16 protein-coding genes are annotated in these 17,746 nt (G+C 33.7%); 7 read left to right on the top strand and 9 right to left on the bottom strand.

What is annotated here, in order from left to right; translation table 11 throughout:
* Window positions 1-95: 95 nt before the first annotated feature.
* Window positions 96-2,873: an outer membrane beta-barrel protein gene (locus tag ACSV4D_RS00265; protein ID WP_439226711.1), complete on the top strand. Its 2,778-nt coding sequence runs from the start codon at window positions 96-98 to the stop codon at window positions 2,871-2,873.
* Window positions 2,874-3,150: 277 nt separating this feature from the next.
* Here ACSV4D_RS00265 and rpmA read toward each other — a convergent pair whose 3' ends face one another.
* Entirely contained in the window at window positions 3,151-3,417 is a 267-nt protein-coding gene (gene rpmA / locus ACSV4D_RS00260) for a 50S ribosomal protein L27 (protein ID WP_073241682.1), read from the bottom strand.
* A gap of 24 nt (window positions 3,418-3,441) precedes the next feature.
* On the bottom strand, window positions 3,442-3,864 hold the full coding sequence (gene rplU, locus ACSV4D_RS00255; protein ID WP_408080826.1) for a 50S ribosomal protein L21: 423 nt from the start codon (window positions 3,862-3,864) through the stop codon (window positions 3,442-3,444).
* A 244-nt stretch (window positions 3,865-4,108) separates the two neighbouring features.
* Between rplU and ACSV4D_RS00250 the strand changes: the two genes are divergently transcribed.
* Together ACSV4D_RS00250 and ACSV4D_RS00245 are read left to right on the top strand one after the other, a co-directional pair.
* The gene (locus tag ACSV4D_RS00250) at window positions 4,109-5,434 is read left to right on the top strand and encodes a M16 family metallopeptidase (RefSeq protein WP_439226710.1); all 1,326 of its coding nucleotides are present in this window, start codon (window positions 4,109-4,111) and stop codon (window positions 5,432-5,434) included.
* Between the two features lie 13 nt (window positions 5,435-5,447).
* The gene (locus tag ACSV4D_RS00245; RefSeq protein WP_439226709.1) at window positions 5,448-6,863 is read left to right on the top strand and encodes a M16 family metallopeptidase; all 1,416 of its coding nucleotides are present in this window, start codon (window positions 5,448-5,450) and stop codon (window positions 6,861-6,863) included.
* 64 nt (window positions 6,864-6,927) lie between these two features.
* Here ACSV4D_RS00245 and ACSV4D_RS00240 read toward each other — a convergent pair whose 3' ends face one another.
* The 5 genes from ACSV4D_RS00240 to mutY are packed head-to-tail and all read right to left on the bottom strand — an operon-like array spanning window position 6,928 to window position 11,292.
* Window positions 6,928-7,794: a DMT family transporter gene (locus ACSV4D_RS00240; RefSeq protein WP_439226708.1), complete on the bottom strand. Its 867-nt coding sequence runs from the start codon at window positions 7,792-7,794 to the stop codon at window positions 6,928-6,930.
* A gap of 59 nt (window positions 7,795-7,853) precedes the next feature.
* The gene (gldD, locus tag ACSV4D_RS00235; RefSeq protein ID WP_439226707.1) at window positions 7,854-8,447 is read right to left on the bottom strand and encodes a gliding motility lipoprotein GldD; all 594 of its coding nucleotides are present in this window, start codon (window positions 8,445-8,447) and stop codon (window positions 7,854-7,856) included.
* Entirely contained in the window at window positions 8,440-9,738 is a 1,299-nt protein-coding gene (locus ACSV4D_RS00230; RefSeq protein WP_408080821.1) for a gliding motility-associated protein GldE, read from the bottom strand. The genes gldD and ACSV4D_RS00230 overlap by 8 nt, the downstream gene beginning before the upstream one ends.
* Before the next feature lie 23 nt (window positions 9,739-9,761).
* Window positions 9,762-10,202: a single-stranded DNA-binding protein gene (locus ACSV4D_RS00225; protein WP_408080820.1), complete on the bottom strand. Its 441-nt coding sequence runs from the start codon at window positions 10,200-10,202 to the stop codon at window positions 9,762-9,764.
* A 55-nt stretch (window positions 10,203-10,257) separates the two neighbouring features.
* On the bottom strand, window positions 10,258-11,292 hold the full coding sequence (gene mutY, locus ACSV4D_RS00220) for an A/G-specific adenine glycosylase (protein ID WP_439226706.1): 1,035 nt from the start codon (window positions 11,290-11,292) through the stop codon (window positions 10,258-10,260).
* A gap of 134 nt (window positions 11,293-11,426) precedes the next feature.
* On the opposite strand from mutY, the gene ACSV4D_RS00215 reads away from it, so the two are divergent.
* The 3 genes from ACSV4D_RS00215 to ACSV4D_RS00205 all read left to right on the top strand — a co-directional run bounded on the left by ACSV4D_RS00215 (window position 11,427) and on the right by ACSV4D_RS00205 (window position 14,585).
* On the top strand, window positions 11,427-11,717 hold the full coding sequence (locus tag ACSV4D_RS00215) for an HU family DNA-binding protein (protein ID WP_007805026.1): 291 nt from the start codon (window positions 11,427-11,429) through the stop codon (window positions 11,715-11,717).
* A gap of 385 nt (window positions 11,718-12,102) precedes the next feature.
* Window positions 12,103-13,647 (top strand): Rne/Rng family ribonuclease, encoded by a 1,545-nt coding sequence (locus ACSV4D_RS00210; RefSeq protein ID WP_408080818.1) that lies wholly within the window; start codon window positions 12,103-12,105, stop codon window positions 13,645-13,647.
* A gap of 257 nt (window positions 13,648-13,904) precedes the next feature.
* A complete protein-coding gene (locus ACSV4D_RS00205) occupies window positions 13,905-14,585 on the top strand; it encodes a hypothetical protein (protein WP_408080817.1) in 681 nt (226 codons plus the stop codon).
* A gap of 133 nt (window positions 14,586-14,718) precedes the next feature.
* Here ACSV4D_RS00205 and ACSV4D_RS00200 read toward each other — a convergent pair whose 3' ends face one another.
* Window positions 14,719-15,885, bottom strand: coding sequence for an MFS transporter (locus ACSV4D_RS00200; RefSeq protein WP_408080816.1), 1,167 nt, complete (start codon window positions 15,883-15,885; stop codon window positions 14,719-14,721).
* Window positions 15,886-16,127: 242 nt separating this feature from the next.
* Between ACSV4D_RS00200 and ACSV4D_RS00195 the strand changes: the two genes are divergently transcribed.
* A complete protein-coding gene (locus ACSV4D_RS00195) occupies window positions 16,128-16,961 on the top strand; it encodes an AraC family transcriptional regulator (RefSeq protein ID WP_408080815.1) in 834 nt (277 codons plus the stop codon).
* Window positions 16,962-16,989: 28 nt separating this feature from the next.
* On the opposite strand, the gene ACSV4D_RS00190 is transcribed toward ACSV4D_RS00195, so the two are convergent.
* Window positions 16,990-17,736, bottom strand: coding sequence for an RDD family protein (locus tag ACSV4D_RS00190; RefSeq protein ID WP_439226705.1), 747 nt, complete (start codon window positions 17,734-17,736; stop codon window positions 16,990-16,992).
* Window positions 17,737-17,746: the final 10 nt, after the last annotated feature.

Below are 17,746 nucleotides of genomic sequence, written 5' to 3'. Positions count from 1 at the left end.
TCACTAGCATCCGGGAAAAATAAATATAAAATTTACACTTGCAGTTAAACCTTTTCTTCTAATTAACATCTTATGTTCAGTTTAACCAAATTATCATGTGTAAATATTTATCATTTCTATTTTTACTTGCATTTTCTTTTCACGCTAATGCCCAAAGCTATACTTTAAAAGGAAAAGTACTCAACATCAACACACAACTTCCGCTGGAGTCTGCTACAGTATATATTACGACAGTAAAAGACTCGACTATTTTGGAATATACCCTTACAGATAAAAACGGGGATTTTAATTTTGCAGTTAAAAAAAATGACAAACCTGTCTTTTTAAAAGTTACTTATGTAGGTTTTGAAACTTTTACTGAAGAACAAAAAGACCTTACCGCTAACAAGGATTTCAGCAACATTTATCTTGCTGAATCAACCAATACACTTAACGAAGTGGTTGTAAAAGGAGAAGCTCCACCAATCAGAGTCAAAAATGATACAATAGAATACAATGCTGCTTTATTTAAGGTTCGTCCGGATTCGAATGTTGAAACACTGCTAAAACAACTTCCCGGACTCGAAGTGGATAGTGATGGTAAAATTACTGCCAACGGAAAAGAAGTGACTCAGGTTCTAGTAAACGGGAAGCCCTTTTTTGACCGCGACGGTGCTATGGCTTTAAAAAATCTGCCTGCTGAAATCATCAATAAAATTCAGGTTTCTGACTTTAAAACTAAAAAAGAAGAATATTCTAAAGATCAGGCAGCTTCAGACAATGCCAGCATCAATCTGACTATTGATGAAGAAAAAAACAAAGGTTATTTTGGAAAATTCCTTGGCGGATACGGTACCGATGATCGTTATGAATCCAGCTTTATCGTAAACTATTTTAATAACAACAGAAAAATAAGTTTGCTCGGCTCCTCTAATAATATTAATGCTCAGGGTTTTTCTCAAGACGAAGTATTTGACAATATGGGCGGCGGAAGAAACAGTAGAGGCTCAACTGTTAACAGGAGTCAGGCCAATGGTATTACCACATCAAATTTATTAGGACTTAATTATTCTGATGAATTATTTAAAGATTTTGAGGTAAACGCCAATTACAATTATACTGATACTCATACGGAGAACATAAATAAATCTAACTCGACTAATTTTAGACCTGACGGAAATTTCAACACAGTTTCTGAATCTATAACAGACAACAGAAACAACAGCAATAAGGCGAATGTGGAATTAGAATATAAAATATCGCCTAGCATACGATTATTTGTTGCGCCAAGATTCAGCACTTCTACATCAGAAAGCAATCCTCAATCTAACAGCACTACAACTGCAGAAGATGGCACATTAACTAATGATGCGTACTCTAAATCCGAAAACAGAAATGAATCCAACAGCTTTAGCAATTCCATTAACTTTAATAAAACATTCGAGAAAAGAGCAAGAAACCTGAGTTTTGTATTCAACAACAGCAATAACAATTCAAATTCGAACAACTTTAATCAATCAGAAACAAATTATTACATAACAGACCGACAAGTCATTCGGGATCAAAACATTAAAAACAACAGCATTAGCGACTCTTATTCTGCCGAAATTGAGTACACTGAACCAGTAACCGATTCTATTCGTTTTAAAATAGGTATGGAATATAATTTTCAAAACAATATTAACGATAACAAAACCTATGATGATATCGGAAATGATGTATATACCAACTTAAATGAGGAACAAACCACTTACCTGACTTCTAAACAAAATAGTATTGCTCCAAAAGCCGGTATACGATTTCAAAAAAACAAATTTACTTTTGACGTCAATTCTACAACATCAATTGTACAATACGACAACCACTCTTTTTACAAAGGAGAAACAATTGATTTAAATAAAAAGTATGTTCTGCCTTTTGGCAGCGCACAAATCCGGTACAGAATAGACCGTTCTAAATTTTTCACAGCCAGATACAATTACAGTCAGTCTCTGCCTTCAGCATCAGAGTTACTTCCTATAGAGAACGTATCAAATACCTTAAACACAGTAACAGGAAACCCAAACTTAAATCCTACAGAAACACATAGTGCCAATATTAACTATAGAAATTTTGATTTCCGTACCCGTTCCGGTTACAATTTATATCTTAACAGTAATTTTTATAATAATGATGTAATCACTACTTCTATATATGATGAAGACAACAACAGACGGACTTCTTATGAAAACATTTCAGGTACCTATTCGATTTCAGCAGGTGCCAGCTGGAATAAATCCATCAAACAAGAAGGTAATTTATTACGCTACGGAATAGCCTTAAATGCTAATCATTCCTTCTCCAAAGGTTTTACTAACGGTGTTTTATACGGAGCTAAAGCTATCGGAATTTCTCCAAGAGTATATCTTAATTATGATTATGGCGAATTTTTTACCATTGCTCCTTCTTATAATTTCTCTTACAATGAAACAAACTACGACATTAGTACTCTAAACGCTAGATCTAATGTGGTTCACAGACTTAACCTTCAAACTACAAGCTACTGGCCTGCTAACTGGATTTGGGGTAATGATTTTGGATATACTTACAATTCTATCAATCAAAGTTTTTACTTATGGAATACCAGTTTATCGTATACCTTCTTAAACAAAGCATTTGTTGCTAAAGTAAAAGTATATGACCTTTTAAACCAAAATCAGAGTATTACCAGAAGTATTTCGACTACATCGGTTAGCGATAACGAAAATACTGTATTGAGACGTTATGCTATGTTCTCTTTGACCTATAAAATCCAAAACTTTGCCGGAAAAGCTCCCGGAAAAAACAGAAATACAGGCAGAGGGGAACGTCCGGAAGGATTTGGAGGCGAGAGACGCGGAGGCCCAATGGATTAAAACAATTATTAATTCAGGTTTTTGCAACAAATCCCCTTGTTTTTAAATTAAGCAGGGGATTTGTTGTTTATACTACACAGGAAACTCTGTAACTGCTTAACTTAAAAATACCAGATTCAATAGCTAACTAGCAATATTGCTTTTGCAAAAGATATTAACCAAATAGATTTTCTGTGCTAAAATATTTTATAAAACCATTTGATTGAATCAGTAACTTTTAAGCACAAAAAAAACCTGTTAGCGTCGCTAACAGGTTTAAATAAATTGAGAAAATCAATTATGCTTCTACTTCAAACGGAAGGATTGAAACGTATGATTTGTTGTCTCTTTTCTTTTGGAACTTAACAATTCCGTCTACTCTTGCGTGTAGGGTGTGATCTTTACTGATGTAAACATTTTCACCTGGATTGTGTTTCGAACCTCTTTGTCTTACGATGATGTTCCCTGCGATAGCAGCCTGTCCTCCAAAAATCTTAACACCTAAACGTTTTGATTCTGATTCTCTACCATTCTTAGAACTACCGACACCTTTCTTGTGAGCCATGATGTTTTAGTTTTAATATTGTTATTATTCTTGAGTATCTTCTTTTTTAGCTTTAGCTGCCTTTTTCTTTGGAGCTTCAGCTGTTTCTGTAGTTGCTTCAGCTGCTGCTTTTTTAGAAGCCGCTTTTTTAGCACCTGCTGCAGTAATACCTTCAATTACAATTTGAGTAAGATATTGTCTGTGACCATTTCTTTTTTTGTATCCTTTTCTTCTTTTCTTTTTGAAAACGATAACTTTATCTCCTTTTAAGTGTTGTAACACTTTAGCTTCTACTGAAGCACCTTCTATAGCTGGGGCGCCCAAAGTTACATTCCCATTGTCATCTAATAAAAGAACTTTATCAAAAGAAACTTTTGATCCTTCTTCGTTAGACAAACGGTGAACATAAACCTTTAAGTCTTTGCTTACTTTAAATTGTTGCCCTGCTATCTCTACGATTGCATACATACCAAATTGATTTATTGATTTTTAAGGTTGCAAATATACAATTATTTTTTTATCACACAATCCCTAAATTTAAAAAAGTTTTTATTCTCTTTTTTACTTTATTTTCAATACTTTAGAAACCGGATTACAACTTATTTTTCTGTTAAAAAAAACCACACTACACAACCAATACTAAAAAAAAGTATTTTTGGAGAAACAATATTACTCATTAAAGTATTGCAACCTTATTTTTATTAATCTTAATATGAAAAAAACAATAATGGCAATAAGTACTGCACTTTTCCTTGGCGGTGTCGCCTCTGCTCAAAAAATAGCTTTCGAAGAATATGATTTAGATAATGGCATGCACGTTATCCTGCATCAGGACAACAGTGCTCCGGTGGTAATCACTTCGGTAATGTACCATGTGGGTTCTAAAGACGAAAACCCTAACAAAACAGGATTTGCACATTTTTTCGAACACCTGTTATTTGAAGGAACTGAAAGCATTAAAAGAGGCGAATGGTTTAATATTGTTACTGCCAATGGCGGCGTAAACAACGCTAACACCTCAGATGACCGTACTTATTATTATGAAGTTTTTCCTTCCAATAATTTAGAATTGGCTTTATGGATGGAATCTGAAAGACTGATGCATCCCGTGATTAATCAAATTGGTGTTGACACCCAAAAACAGGTAATTAAGGAAGAAAAAAACTCCCGTTATGACAATCAGCCATACGGCAAAATAATCCAGGCTGTTAAAGAAAACCTGTTCATCAACCATCCTTACCGCTGGACCACTATAGGCTCTACCGAACATTTAAACTCGGCCAAACTGGAAGATTTTAAAGCCTTTAATGAAAAATTTTATGTCCCTAACAATGCCGTTCTGGTGATTGCCGGAGATTTCGAACCAAAACAAACCAAAGATTGGGTTCAGAAATATTTTGGACCGATTAAAAAAGGGGCTCCGATAAAAAGAGAAACATTTGTTGAAAAACCAATAACCGAAACTATCAAAGCTACTCATATCGACCCAAACATCCAGATCCCGATGCTTGTAGCTGCATACCGGACTCCTTCAATGAAAACCAGAGACGCCCGTGTTCTGGATTTTATTTCCGTTTATTTAAGTGACGGAAAAAGTTCAAAACTATATAAAAAAATAGTTGACGATCAGAAAAAAGCATTACAGATTGGAGCTGTGAGTTTTAATCAGGAGGATTACGGCATGTACATTATATATGGTCTGCCTATGACTAATTTTACCAATGAAGATTTACTGAAAGAAATTGACGAAGAAATAGTGAAAATTCAAACCAATTTAATTTCCGAGAGAGATTACCAAAAATTACTGAACCAATTTGAAAATCAATATATCAATGAAAATTCAAGCGTAGAGGGAATTGCCGAAAACCTGGCCAAATATTACTTACTTCATGGAGATGTAAATCTTATCAATAGTGACATTGACATCTACCGTTCTGTCACCAGAGAAGAAATTCAGGCCGTTGCAAAAAAATACCTTAATCCAAACCAGCGTCTTTTATTAGATTACATTCCTAATCCTGAAAAAAACGAAAACTAAGTCCTTTCGAACCATGAAAAAATCAAGTATTTTAATCATTCTAATTTTAGTCACCGCAATGATGCAAGCACAAGAACGAAAACAACCTGTAGCCGGAAAACCTCCTGTTGTCAATATAAAAAAACCAAAAACTTTTATTTTAGCAAACGGACTAAAGGTAATGGTTGTTGAAAATCATAAATTACCCAAAGTAACTTATAACCTAACCATAGACAATCCCCCATTTGCAGAAGGAGAGAAAAAAGGAATGGACGAATTATGCAGCAATCTGATAGGTAACGGCAGCAGCAGGATTTCAAAGGAAGACTTCAATGAAGAAATTGATTTTATGGGAGCCAGTGTTTCATTTAGTTCTAATAGCGCTTACGGAAGTTCACTTTCTAAATTTTCAAAACGCACACTGGAACTTCTGGCTTACGGAGCTCTGGATCCAAATTTCACTCAGGAAGAATTAGACAAAGAAAAAGCAAAAGCAATCGAAGGGTTACGCTCTCAGGAAAAGAGCGTTTCCACCATAGCCAACAGATTAGTTAATGCACTGGCATATGGAAAAAACCATCCGTCAGGTGAATTCATGACTGAAGAAAGCATTTCTAAAATCACACTAGAAGATATCATAAAAATTTACAATACTAATTTTGCGCCTCAGAATGCTTATTTAGCCATAGTAGGCGATGTTAAATATGAAGAAATAAAACCACTTGTCGAACAACTGTTTGGTTCCTGGAAAAGAACAAACACTAACAAAATCATCTATCCTGATCCCGACAATGTAGCATCAACCCAAATCAATTTTATTGACGTTCCTAATGCGGTGCAATCTGAAATCTCATTAGTAAACACTTATAAATTAAGAATGAATGAAAAGGATTTTTTTCCGGCGGTAATTGCAAGCTACATTTTAGGCGGAGGTTTTAACAGCTACCTGAACATGAATTTAAGAGAAGCTCACGGCTGGACTTACGGAGCAAGTACTAGTATTGGCGCAGGAAAATATGTAACCAGTATTCGCTCGTCGTCTGCTGTAAAAAACAATGTAACCGACAGCGCTGTAGTTGAGTTCATCAAAGAAATCAAAAAAATAAGGACTGAAAAAGTAACCACAGAACAACTTGATAACGCCAAAGCCAGCTATATAGGCCGATTTGTAATGAAAGCCGAAAAACCGGAATCAGTTGCACGATATGCTTTAAACACTGAGACTGAGGATTTACCAGCTGATTTCTACGAAAACTACATTAAAACCATCAATGCAGTTACCAAAGAAGACGTTATAAACGCTGCCAATAAATATTTCTTAATCGACAACAGCCGAATAATCATTGTAGGAAAAGGCAAAGAAGTCATTCCGGAATTAGAAAAACTCAACATCCCTATTTTCTATTTTGACAAATATGGAAATCCGGTAGAAAAACCTCTTTTTGAATAAGAAATCATTTTTAAAACATAAAGGCTGTCTTTCGGGCAGCCTTTCTTATTTTTATTTAACTCCACTATTTTTTAGCTGACAAATAAACTCCTATCAGAATAATGAATGCGCCAAAAAACTGAACTGCTGTCAACGTTTCATGATCCAGCAATCCCCAAAAGAAAGCCACAACGGGAATTAAATACGTTACAGAAGTTGCAAAAACCGGTGATGAAATTTGAATTAATTTAAAAAACAAAATATTCGCTATACCAGTGCCTACCACTCCTAAAATCATAATAAACAATACAGAATGCTGTACTTTTTCAACTGCAAGCACATCATAAAATCCAGTGAAATAAAGAATAATTAATGCCGGAAAAATCAAAAACAAAAAATTTCCTGTGGTAATACTTATTGGACTCAAATCAGACAAAAAACGCTTAAGCAAATTAACATTTACCGCATAACAAAGTGAAGCGATAATAACCAAAACAGCATAATAATAATTTTGACCCGGATGATTAAGTGCTCCGTTAAAAACAAGAAGCAAACTCCCAATTAATCCTATAAAAACACCCCAAACTTGTCTTTTCTGAAAACCAACACCAAAAAATAAAACACCTAAAACCAAGGTATTCAAAGGAGTCAACGAGTTCAAAATAGAGCTTACTGAACTATCAATTTCTGTCTGAGCCAGCGCAAAAAGAAATGCAGGAACAAAGGTTCCAAATACAGAAGTTAAGGCTATAAATTTCCATTTGTCTTTTGGGATTTTCGATAAACTTTTAAATCCTATTAACAACAAAAACAAAGCCGCAAATATAATTCGCAAAGAACCCACCTGGATAGCTGATAATCCTATTAACCCTTTTTTAATTAGAATAAAAGAACTTCCCCAAACCAAGGAAAGCAAACCTAAATAACCCCATTTTACTTGTTTTGATTCCAAAGCTTTTATTTTAGTCTGAATTGTACAATTTTAAAGAGACAGAATTATTAAAAGAAAAATTATTTCCAAGATAAAGTCTCCATCAAATGCTGCATATCGTTTTTAATATAACTCGCTGCCGGCATAATAGAATCAAAATTAGGTTTAGCGTAAAAGTATACAGAACCTGTTAAAAAATGCCTGGTACTGTCAGTTACATAAAATTGGGAATTAGTCGCTGCATTCCCATCTACCTGATAAAACATTCCGTATACCTTCCTTTCCGGATTTAAATAGGGTTGTTCCAGAATATCATCAGCTTTAATAACATGCTCAAAAGTAAGTTTCTGAGCATCGCGAAGTAATGTATTCAGATTATTTTTCACAGGCTTATAAGTCAGATAGATTGTGGCTCTCATCTTGGGATACGAAATGGTAAAACCACAGTCTTTTTCGCCCTTTATAATTGCCTTAGCATTCATATCAAATGCAAAAGGACATTGATTTTCAAAATGTTCATATTCAGCCACAGGATAATCCAGTCGCAAATAACCTGCGGGTTTAGGCAACACATTATCTTTACAACTGGAAAAAAGTATTAATCCAAAAAAGACGGGTATCACCGCTATTTTCGTTCTGTTAAACTTTGTACGAACACTTTTTAAATTAAACATCAATAGTCACTTTTATCTGTTTGATACGTTTTTTATCTACAACCTCAATAGTAAAAAGGCAGTTTTCAAAAGCAATTTTTTGTCCTTTGGCGGGGAAATTTCCAGAAATTTCCAGAATAAATCCTGCTAAAGTTTCAGCTTCTCCTTTTTGCTCTTCAAATAATTCCTCATCAACATCTACAATTCTGTAGAAATCTTTCAGGTTTATTTTTCCTTCAAAAAGGTAATTTCGATCGTCGATTTGAGAAAAATTAATATCTTCATCATCAAACTCATCGCTAATATCCCCTACAATTTCCTCAATAACATCTTCTAACGAAACCAAACCGGAAGTCCCGCCATATTCATCCACAACAATAGCAAGATGACTTTTCATAGACTGAAAATCTTTGAGCAGATTATCCAGTTTTTTATTTTCAGGCACAAAAAATGCTTCTCTGATTAAAGTCGTCCAGTCAAATTCTTTTTTATCAATATATGGTAATAAATCTTTGATAAACAGAACACCTTCAATCTGATCAATATTATCGCGATAAACCGGAATTCTGGAATAGCCTTTTTCAAGAATCTTAACATAAATCTCACTAAAAGATTCTGAAATTTCTAATGCAAAAATATCAATACGCGGACTCATAACCTGCTTGGTATCAGTATTTCCAAAAGAAACAATTCCTTCCAATATTTTTTGTTCATCGGTCGAAGTTTCATCCGTTGCAGTCAATTCTAAAGCCTGAGACAATTGGTCAACCGAAAAACTTGTTCTTTGTTTTCCCAGTTTATTGTGTAAATAAACAGTTGTAGAACGCATCGGAATACTAATTGGCGACAGAATATTATCTAAAAAAGATATAGGATAAGCGATTCTTTTAGCAAACTTAACATTGTTTCTGCTGGCATAAACTTTTGGTAAAACTTCACCAAAAAGTAATAATAACGAAGTAACAACGATAACTTCTAAGATAAATTTTAAAACCGGCGAAGTAACAGCCGCAAACAAATCAGAACCTATAAAAGAAAAAAGAATAACTACTCCAATATTTATAAAATTATTAGCTACAAGCAGTGTCGCCAATAGTTTTTTAGGCCTTTGTAATAATTCTGAGAGTATTTTTCCTGTAGAAAGGTTTTCCTGAAGCGTATCGTCAATATCCTTTTGCGACAGCGAAAACAAGGCAACTTCAGCTCCCGAAACTACTGCAGAACAAAACAGCAATACAAATATTCCGGCGAAACCAAACAATAGATTAATATCTAAAGTATAAACGAAATTTAAACTGGGCTCTGGGTCCAAATTAAAAAAGATTAGTTAAACAATCAAAAAGGCAAATCATTGATAGGCAAGCCTTTATTTGGTGTGTCAAAGTTAGTGTTTTTTGCGGATTCCGGACTCTGATTTTGCTTGTTGTTTTCAGTATCTTTTTTAGTTGATAAAAAAGTAAATTCCGTCACCTGAATCTCAGTAGTATGCTTCATTGAACCATCTTCTGCCTGCCATTGCCGGGATTTAATCCTTCCTTCCACGTAAATTTTATCTCCTTTTGACAAATATTTTTCACATATTTCTGCCGCTTTATTACGCACTACCAGATTATGCCATTCGGTAGAAACGATTTTCTCATTGGTCGTCTTATTAATATACACCTCATTAGTAGCCAGTTGAAATCTCCCAATACAATTGCCTGCCTCAAAATAGTGCATCTTAACATCGTCCCCCAGATGACCAATCAGCATTACCTTATTTAATGTTCCGTTCATAGTTGTATTAATGCGTCGTACTTATACCAAAGGTACATTTTTTTGTGCTGTAATTCTATTCTGATTCAATAAAATTATGAATCACAATGGGAAAAGGATACCGCTTTAACTCTTCTTTAGAGATTCCATTCTCCACTTTACCTTTTACATTCAGCTTCCAGAACTTAATATGCAAATGCTGATGCGACAATTTATGCACAATGCTTTTTTCATTGCAGGCTTGCATACTTATAATAGGATTAGTAAAAAATAATTCCTGCTGAACAGCATTAGACACAAACTCAAAATCTTCTTCCTGTAACGTTTCTATTAAAGGAAACTCATATAAGTTATGCCAGATTCCTTTTGCGGTTCGTTTCTGAATCAAAGTATTCTCTTCAGCATCAGAAAGCATAACATAATTAAAGTATCGATTTCTTACTTTTAACTTCTTTGATTTCACTGGCAATTGATCCACTTTCTTTTTTTGAAGAGCGGCACAACTATCATTAAAAATACAATTTGTACAATCAGGATTTTTAGGCACACATTGCAAAGCACCAAACTCCATAATAGCCTGGTTAAAAATAGCCGGGTTATCTTTTGGCATTAATTCGAAAGCCAAGGCTGCGAATTCTTTTTTAGCGGAAGCCTGGGCAATATCAGTTTCAATATCAAAATAACGAGAAAGCACTCGAAACACATTTCCATCTACCACCGGCACCACTTCATTATAAGAAAAAGAAGCAATTGCCGCTGCGGTATATTCGCCTACTCCTTTTAATTGCAATAAATCCTTATAGTTATCCGGAAAAATTCCGTTGCGTTCAGTCGCTATATATTGAGCGGTTTTATGCAGGTTACGGGCACGTGAATAATATCCTAAACCCTGCCATAATTTTAAGACTTGTTCTTCTTGGGCTTTAGCCAAATCAAAAACGGTTGGAAAAGCAGTTGTAAAAGACAAAAAATAGGGCATTCCCTGCGCTACCCGTGTCTGTTGCAACATGATTTCGGAGAGCCAAATATGGTACGGATTAGCGGTATTTCGCCACGGCAAATTGCGCTTATTTTGTAAATACCAGTTTATTAGCAAGTTATGAAAATTCATTATTAAATATTTGTTCACAAAAGTAAAAGTTTATGTAATTAAAATTTAATGAATTAGCTTGAATAATTGTTTTTTTAATTCATATATTTGCACACTCAAAAAAATTATTACAGAATAATAAATAAGGAAAGAAAATGACGAAAGCAGATATCGTAGCGAAAATTTCAGAAAAGTTAGGTCTTGAAAAAGGTGATGTGCAAGCAACAGTAGAGACCTTTATGGAGGAAGTAAAAACTTCATTAGAAACTGGAGACAATGTTTATTTAAGAGGTTTTGGTAGCTTTATCGTAAAGACAAGAGCTGAGAAAACAGGTAGAAATATCTCAAAAAACACTACAATTAAAATACCTGCACACAACATTCCTGCTTTCAAACCTGCAAAAGTTTTTGTAGAAGGAGTAAAAACAAATAACGAAGCAAAATAATATTATTAATCATAAAATCTAAAAGATTATGCCAAGTGGTAAAAAAAGAAAAAGACATAAGGTAGCTACTCACAAACGTAAGAAAAGAGCGAGAGCTAACCGTCACAAAAAGAAAAAGTAGTTTTTAACTACTTTTTTCTTTTTAAACGTTCATTGAAATTGAAAAAAGATGAAAGAAAAAAGAAAATAGAAAATAGGCGCAAAAAAGTCTATTCTCTTTATTCTATTTTCTACTAATCTTCTTTTCTCCGGGTTCAATACCTGTTCAAAATATTGTTTAATCCATCCTTGTAGAAGTTGATGGTTAATAGTTCATGGTTGATGGTTTTTACCAACAACCGACAACTAACAACTAACAACCAATTCTTGGATAAAAATTTACAACGTGAATAAAGAATTAATCATTCGATCTAGTTCTGATTCCGTAGATTTTGCCTTATTAAAAGATGGAAAACTAATTGAATTACACAAAGAAGAAGAGACAAGCAACTTTCAGGTAGGCGATATTTTTATTGCCAAAATCAGAAAACCGGTTGCCGGACTTAACGCTGCTTTTGTAAATGTAGGCTTTGAAAAAGATGCCTTTTTACATTATCATGATTTAGGACCTAATCTCACTTCCCAGCTGAAATTCATAAAACTTGTAAGCGCAGGTAAAATAAAAGATTTCTCCCTAAAAAACTTTCAGTTTGAAAAAGAGATAGACAAAGACGGGACTATTACAGACGTAATAAATGCCAATCAATCTATCTTAGTGCAAGTTGTAAAAGAACCAATATCTACCAAAGGACCAAGAATTAGCGCTGAGCTTTCTCTTGCCGGACGTTTTATTGTTTTAGTTCCTTTCTCTGATCGTGTGTCTATTTCTCAAAAAATAGAAGACAAAAAAGAAAAAGACCGTCTAAAAAAACTTGTACAATCCATCAAACCTAAAGGATTTGGTGTTATTGTTCGCACAGTAGCCGAAGGCAAAAATACAGCCGAATTAGAAAAAGATTTGCAGAATCTGCTCAACAGATGGACTGCAATGTGTAAGAAATTACCAACTGCTCATCATCCCTCAAAAGTATTAGGCGAACTCAACCGAGCTTCCTCTATTCTTAGAGATGTTTTTAACGATACTTTTACCAGTATCCAGATAGATGATGAAGAGTTGTACCAACAAACAAAGGATTATCTGCAAGAAATTGCACCATCCAAACAATCTATTGTGAAGTTTTATCAGTCAAACGACACACCTATCTTCGAGAAATACAATATAGAGAGACAAATCAAAACTTCTTTTGGAAAAACAGTTTCCATGAGTAAAGGAGCTTACCTTATCATTGAACATACTGAAGCATTACACGTTATAGACGTGAATAGCGGAAACCGTTCTAATAAAGCGACTAATCAGGAAGACACAGCCATGGAAGTAAATATGATTGCCGCTGCCGAAATAGCCAGACAATTGCGTTTGCGTGATATGGGCGGTATCATAGTCGTGGATTTTATCGACATGTCTAATCCCGAAAATCGCAAAGTCCTGTTCGACTTCCTTCGAGAAGAAATGAGCGACGATAAAGCGAAACATAAAATCTTACCTCCTAGTAAATTTGGATTAGTCCAGATTACCAGACAAAGAGTAAGACCAGAAAGAAATATTAAAACCAGAGAAGAAGATCCAAACAATGAAAATGGTGAAATTGAAGCGCCAATATTAATCATTGACAAAATCCAATCTGACCTGGAAAGAGTTTTAAAAAACCACAAAAAAGTAGTACTTAATGCACATCCTTTTGTGGCTGCTTACCTCAGCAAAGGTTTTCCATCATTACGTTCAAAATGGTTTTTTGAACATAAAAAATGGGTGAAAATTATACCACGTGACGCTTACACGTATTTAGAATATCATTTCTTTGACAAAAAAGGAAATGCTATAAAAGACTAAACAAAAAACCGCTTTTCGAAAGATTAGCGGTTTTTTTGTGGCTTTTTTTGAAGCTTTTTCAAGCTATCCGTTACAATCTTTATTGTTTTAAAGAAAAACAATAAAGGATTTCTCCCGAAACCTCAGGACTATCTGGACTAGGGATTTTGATTTCAAACTAACTATTTTTATAAAAATCTAATTCTTATTTTTGTACGAATAAATTTCAATATTTAATTTATTCATATTAAAAATTTGCATTAAGAACCATAAAAAAGATGAAATCAAAAAACTTATTGAAAATAGTTTGGTTATCAACCTCTATTATAATTTTTACAACAATTGGCCTATATTTATTTAAATTCGGGAGCTTAAAATTATCAGACAACAGCGAAGACTGGGTTAATTTTGCTAATTACTTTAGCGGGATAATCAATACTTTATTTACATTAATAAATCTCATAATATTAACTTATATAAGTATTAATTTAGTAAAAATTGAAGATGACAGAAACAAATGGACTATACAAGAACTAGCAAGACCATTTGGAAGCATACATCTACAAAATTCTGAAGAAACCATAGAAATCTCAATTCATAATATTGGATTAGGACCAATGATTATTACTAAATTTAGAATACTAGATAATACAGGAAAAATTTATCCGAATTTTTATGATTTAATATGTGAAATCGATGAAAATGAAAATTTTCCATTCCAAGCAACAGAACCTAAATATGATTATTTTGAAATCAACTCTAAAAATGGCGCTATTGGCAAAGATCAATCCCATTTTTTATTTAAATTATATTTTAAAAATGATAATATTCAGAACAAAGAATATACAGAATTAATAAAAGCAAAACTTAACAATTATACCGTAGAAATAACTTATAAAGATATTTACAGAAGACCAATTGAATGTATCAAAGAAAGACTCCTTTTTAAACCAAGCTAAATATAATATAAAAATATTGAGCACATTTAAAAGAATGCCATACTTAAATTTGATTTTAATCAAACAAAAAAGCGCCAATCTCCCGATAGTTATCGGGACAAAAGCGGTTCTTAAAAAATATAAATTATTAAATTTAAACAGTTTCAAATTTTAAAATTCTTCGGCGTCTTTGTATCAAAATTACAATCACTAAAACCCCTATTAGAGACATTCCAACTCCAACTAAATTAGGCGAAGCATAACTAAATCCGGCAATCAAAGGCAAACCACCTAAAAAAGCACCCAGAGCATTCCCGATATTAAAAGAGGCCTGTATGGCTGCCGAAGCAATCATTTCGGCTCCTACTGCAATTTGAATCATCAACATCTGAATAGGAGCAATCAATGCAAAAGCAATGCAACCCGTACAAAAAACTAAAATCAAACTAATATATGGGTTTGATGATAAAAAAAATACCATTGCTAAATCGAAAGCCATCAGCAAAAGCAAAACAATTAAGGTTTTCTCCGGTGAAAATTGATCAGCTAATTTACCCCCTATAACATTCCCTACAACCATTCCTGCACCAGCAAGTATCATAATATAAGGCACATCGGTAGCTTCAAAACCTGAAATATCAGTCAATAAAGGAGCAATGTAACTAATCCAGCAAAACAAACCTCCTACCCCAATTGCCGTAATTAAAATAACCAACCAGGCTTCGACCTTCTTAAAAAACTGCATTTGGTCTTTTATCGAAACTTTCTCATTCGATTCTACATCTGGCATCCAAAAGTAAAGCGAAATAAAGGTTACAACACCTAAAAAAGCTATCAGAATAAAAGTGTAGCGCCAGGAAAAATGATGCCCAATATAAGTTCCGATAGGCACTCCAATCAGATTAGCAATTGTTAAACCAGCAAACATAATGGATATTGCCTGAGCTTCTTTTCCTTTCTCCGCAAGTCTGCTGGCTACTACCGCTCCAACACCAAAAAACGCACCGTGCGGTAAACCGGAAAGCAATCGCGTTAAAAAGAAAAAACCATAACCCGGCACCACAATTGATAATGCATTAAAAAAAGCAAGCATTGCCGCGAGGATTAAAAGTGTTTTTTTAGGCGGCTCATTTCTAGCTATAATCACTAATAAAGGTGCGCCAATAACCACTCCAAGTGCATAAGCCGAAATTAAATAACCCGCAATGGGAATACTTACTTTTAAATCGGATGCAATATCTGGTAGTATTCCCATCATCACAAATTCCGTAATCCCTATAGTCAAACCACCCAAAGAGAGTGAAAGCAAACTTTTTTTCATTTTTATTCTAAAAAATTAATACTAGCGAAGATTGATTTTACCTCAACGTCTATTTACACTGCAAATTTACAGACCGGCAATTCAATAAAATTGTAATTTTACCTCATAAACTTGCAACTATAGACTATGGAATTAGCATACCCTAAATCCCCCGTAAACATCAATAGTGATATGCGACTCGAGCGATAGCGAACAGGCGAAGCAATTATATATAACCTATAAAAAACAATAAATAGCTACATATGAAAAAATTAAATCAATTTGACACCTTAGTCATTGACGAATTTGAAGAAGACCAATACCATCTTCCCAGACATAGTCACACCTATTATGAGATTATTTATATTATAAAAGGAAGCGGAATCCATCAGTTAAACAAAAATCTGATTCCGTATCAGGCAGGAGATTTATTTGTTCTTTCAACTGATGATGAGCATTATTTTGATATTCAGGAACGAACACGCTTTTTCTTTATAAAATTCACCGATACTTATTTTAATTCGAATAAAAAACTTTCCTGTGATGAGTTTTTACTCAATACACCCGAGAATTTCATGAGGGATAAATCTCTGAAGGAAAATGTTTTAAAACTGGACGAAACATATGCTGTGATATTAAAAAATACCATCGACAACATCCGAACTTATAACAGTAATTCAAACATTTCGACTTCGCCAATTGCTTTTTACCAAATCCTGTCTATTTTTGGGTTAATTAAAGAAAGTTTACAACAGCAAAATATAAAAATTGCTCATTCAGGAGTAGATAACGACCAGATTATCTCTTATATTCATCAGAATATTTACAAACCAAAACTAGTTCAGATAAAAACCATTGCAGCACATTTTAATATCTCTCATAGTTATTTTGGTACTTATTTCAAACGAAATTTTTTGTTGAGTTATAGAGATTACTGCAATAAACTGCGAACACAATTAATAGAAAAAAGAATTTTAAACAAGCAGTTATCTATGAAACAAATTGCTTATGAATTTGGCTTTACCGATGAAAGCCACCTTTCTAACTATTTTAAAAAACAAAGAAATTTGAAACCTAGTGAGCTTAAAAAGCTATAGTTAATGTGTTTATTTTTCATCTGCCACATTACATATGCTGAGTATAAAAGTTATAATCTTTTAAAATAGTTTTGATAAATTCTTCGTTTGTTGTACCGGATTGTTTTGTTATTCCGGTTACACTTTCGATTTTATCTTTTAATTTTCCTAGAATTTCAAAATCAATCTTTTTTTGCACTAATGTGGTCTGATAGGTTTCTTTTATTATACGGATATCATTATCTGAAAGCCTGATAACCAAAGGATAAACCGGCACATAAGCATCACCTATTTCTTCGAGAATAGTACTGTTTATTGTAATTTTATTTTTCAAAGTAATGACAGCTGTTCCGGATGCCATATCGCCCAGCCGCTGCGTTTTTTCACTAATAATCATAGCTGTCAACCCCACCAGACCACTACTGGAAATAAAATCAATAAGACGAAAAAGCCAACGTATAATATAATCCCCGAAAGAGGCCTGATAACCATCTATTTTCACCACTTTAATTTTACAAATCTTCTTCCCTAAAGTCTGCCCTTCAAAAAGAGTTTCCAGAACTAAAGAATAAAAAACATAGGGCAGCGCCAAAATCATCATAACAGACATTATCGCCCATCGGTCTCCGCCAAAAATCCGGTCTAATTTTAGCCAGTAAAAAATATAGAATACCGTAAATAAATAGGCGATTTTTATAACCAAATCTAAGGCGTAAGCACCCATTCTTTCTCCTACAGAAGCAGCAGAAAATTTAATAACAACATTTTGTGTAGTATTTATCGATAATTCTGACATATTTTATTAT

Source organism: Flavobacterium sp. ARAG 55.4, from assembly GCF_051846875.1.
GTDB lineage: Bacteria > Bacteroidota > Bacteroidia > Flavobacteriales > Flavobacteriaceae > Flavobacterium > Flavobacterium plantiphilum.
Note: the sequence above shows the minus strand (reverse complement) of the source record. Positions and strands in the feature narration are given on the sequence as shown.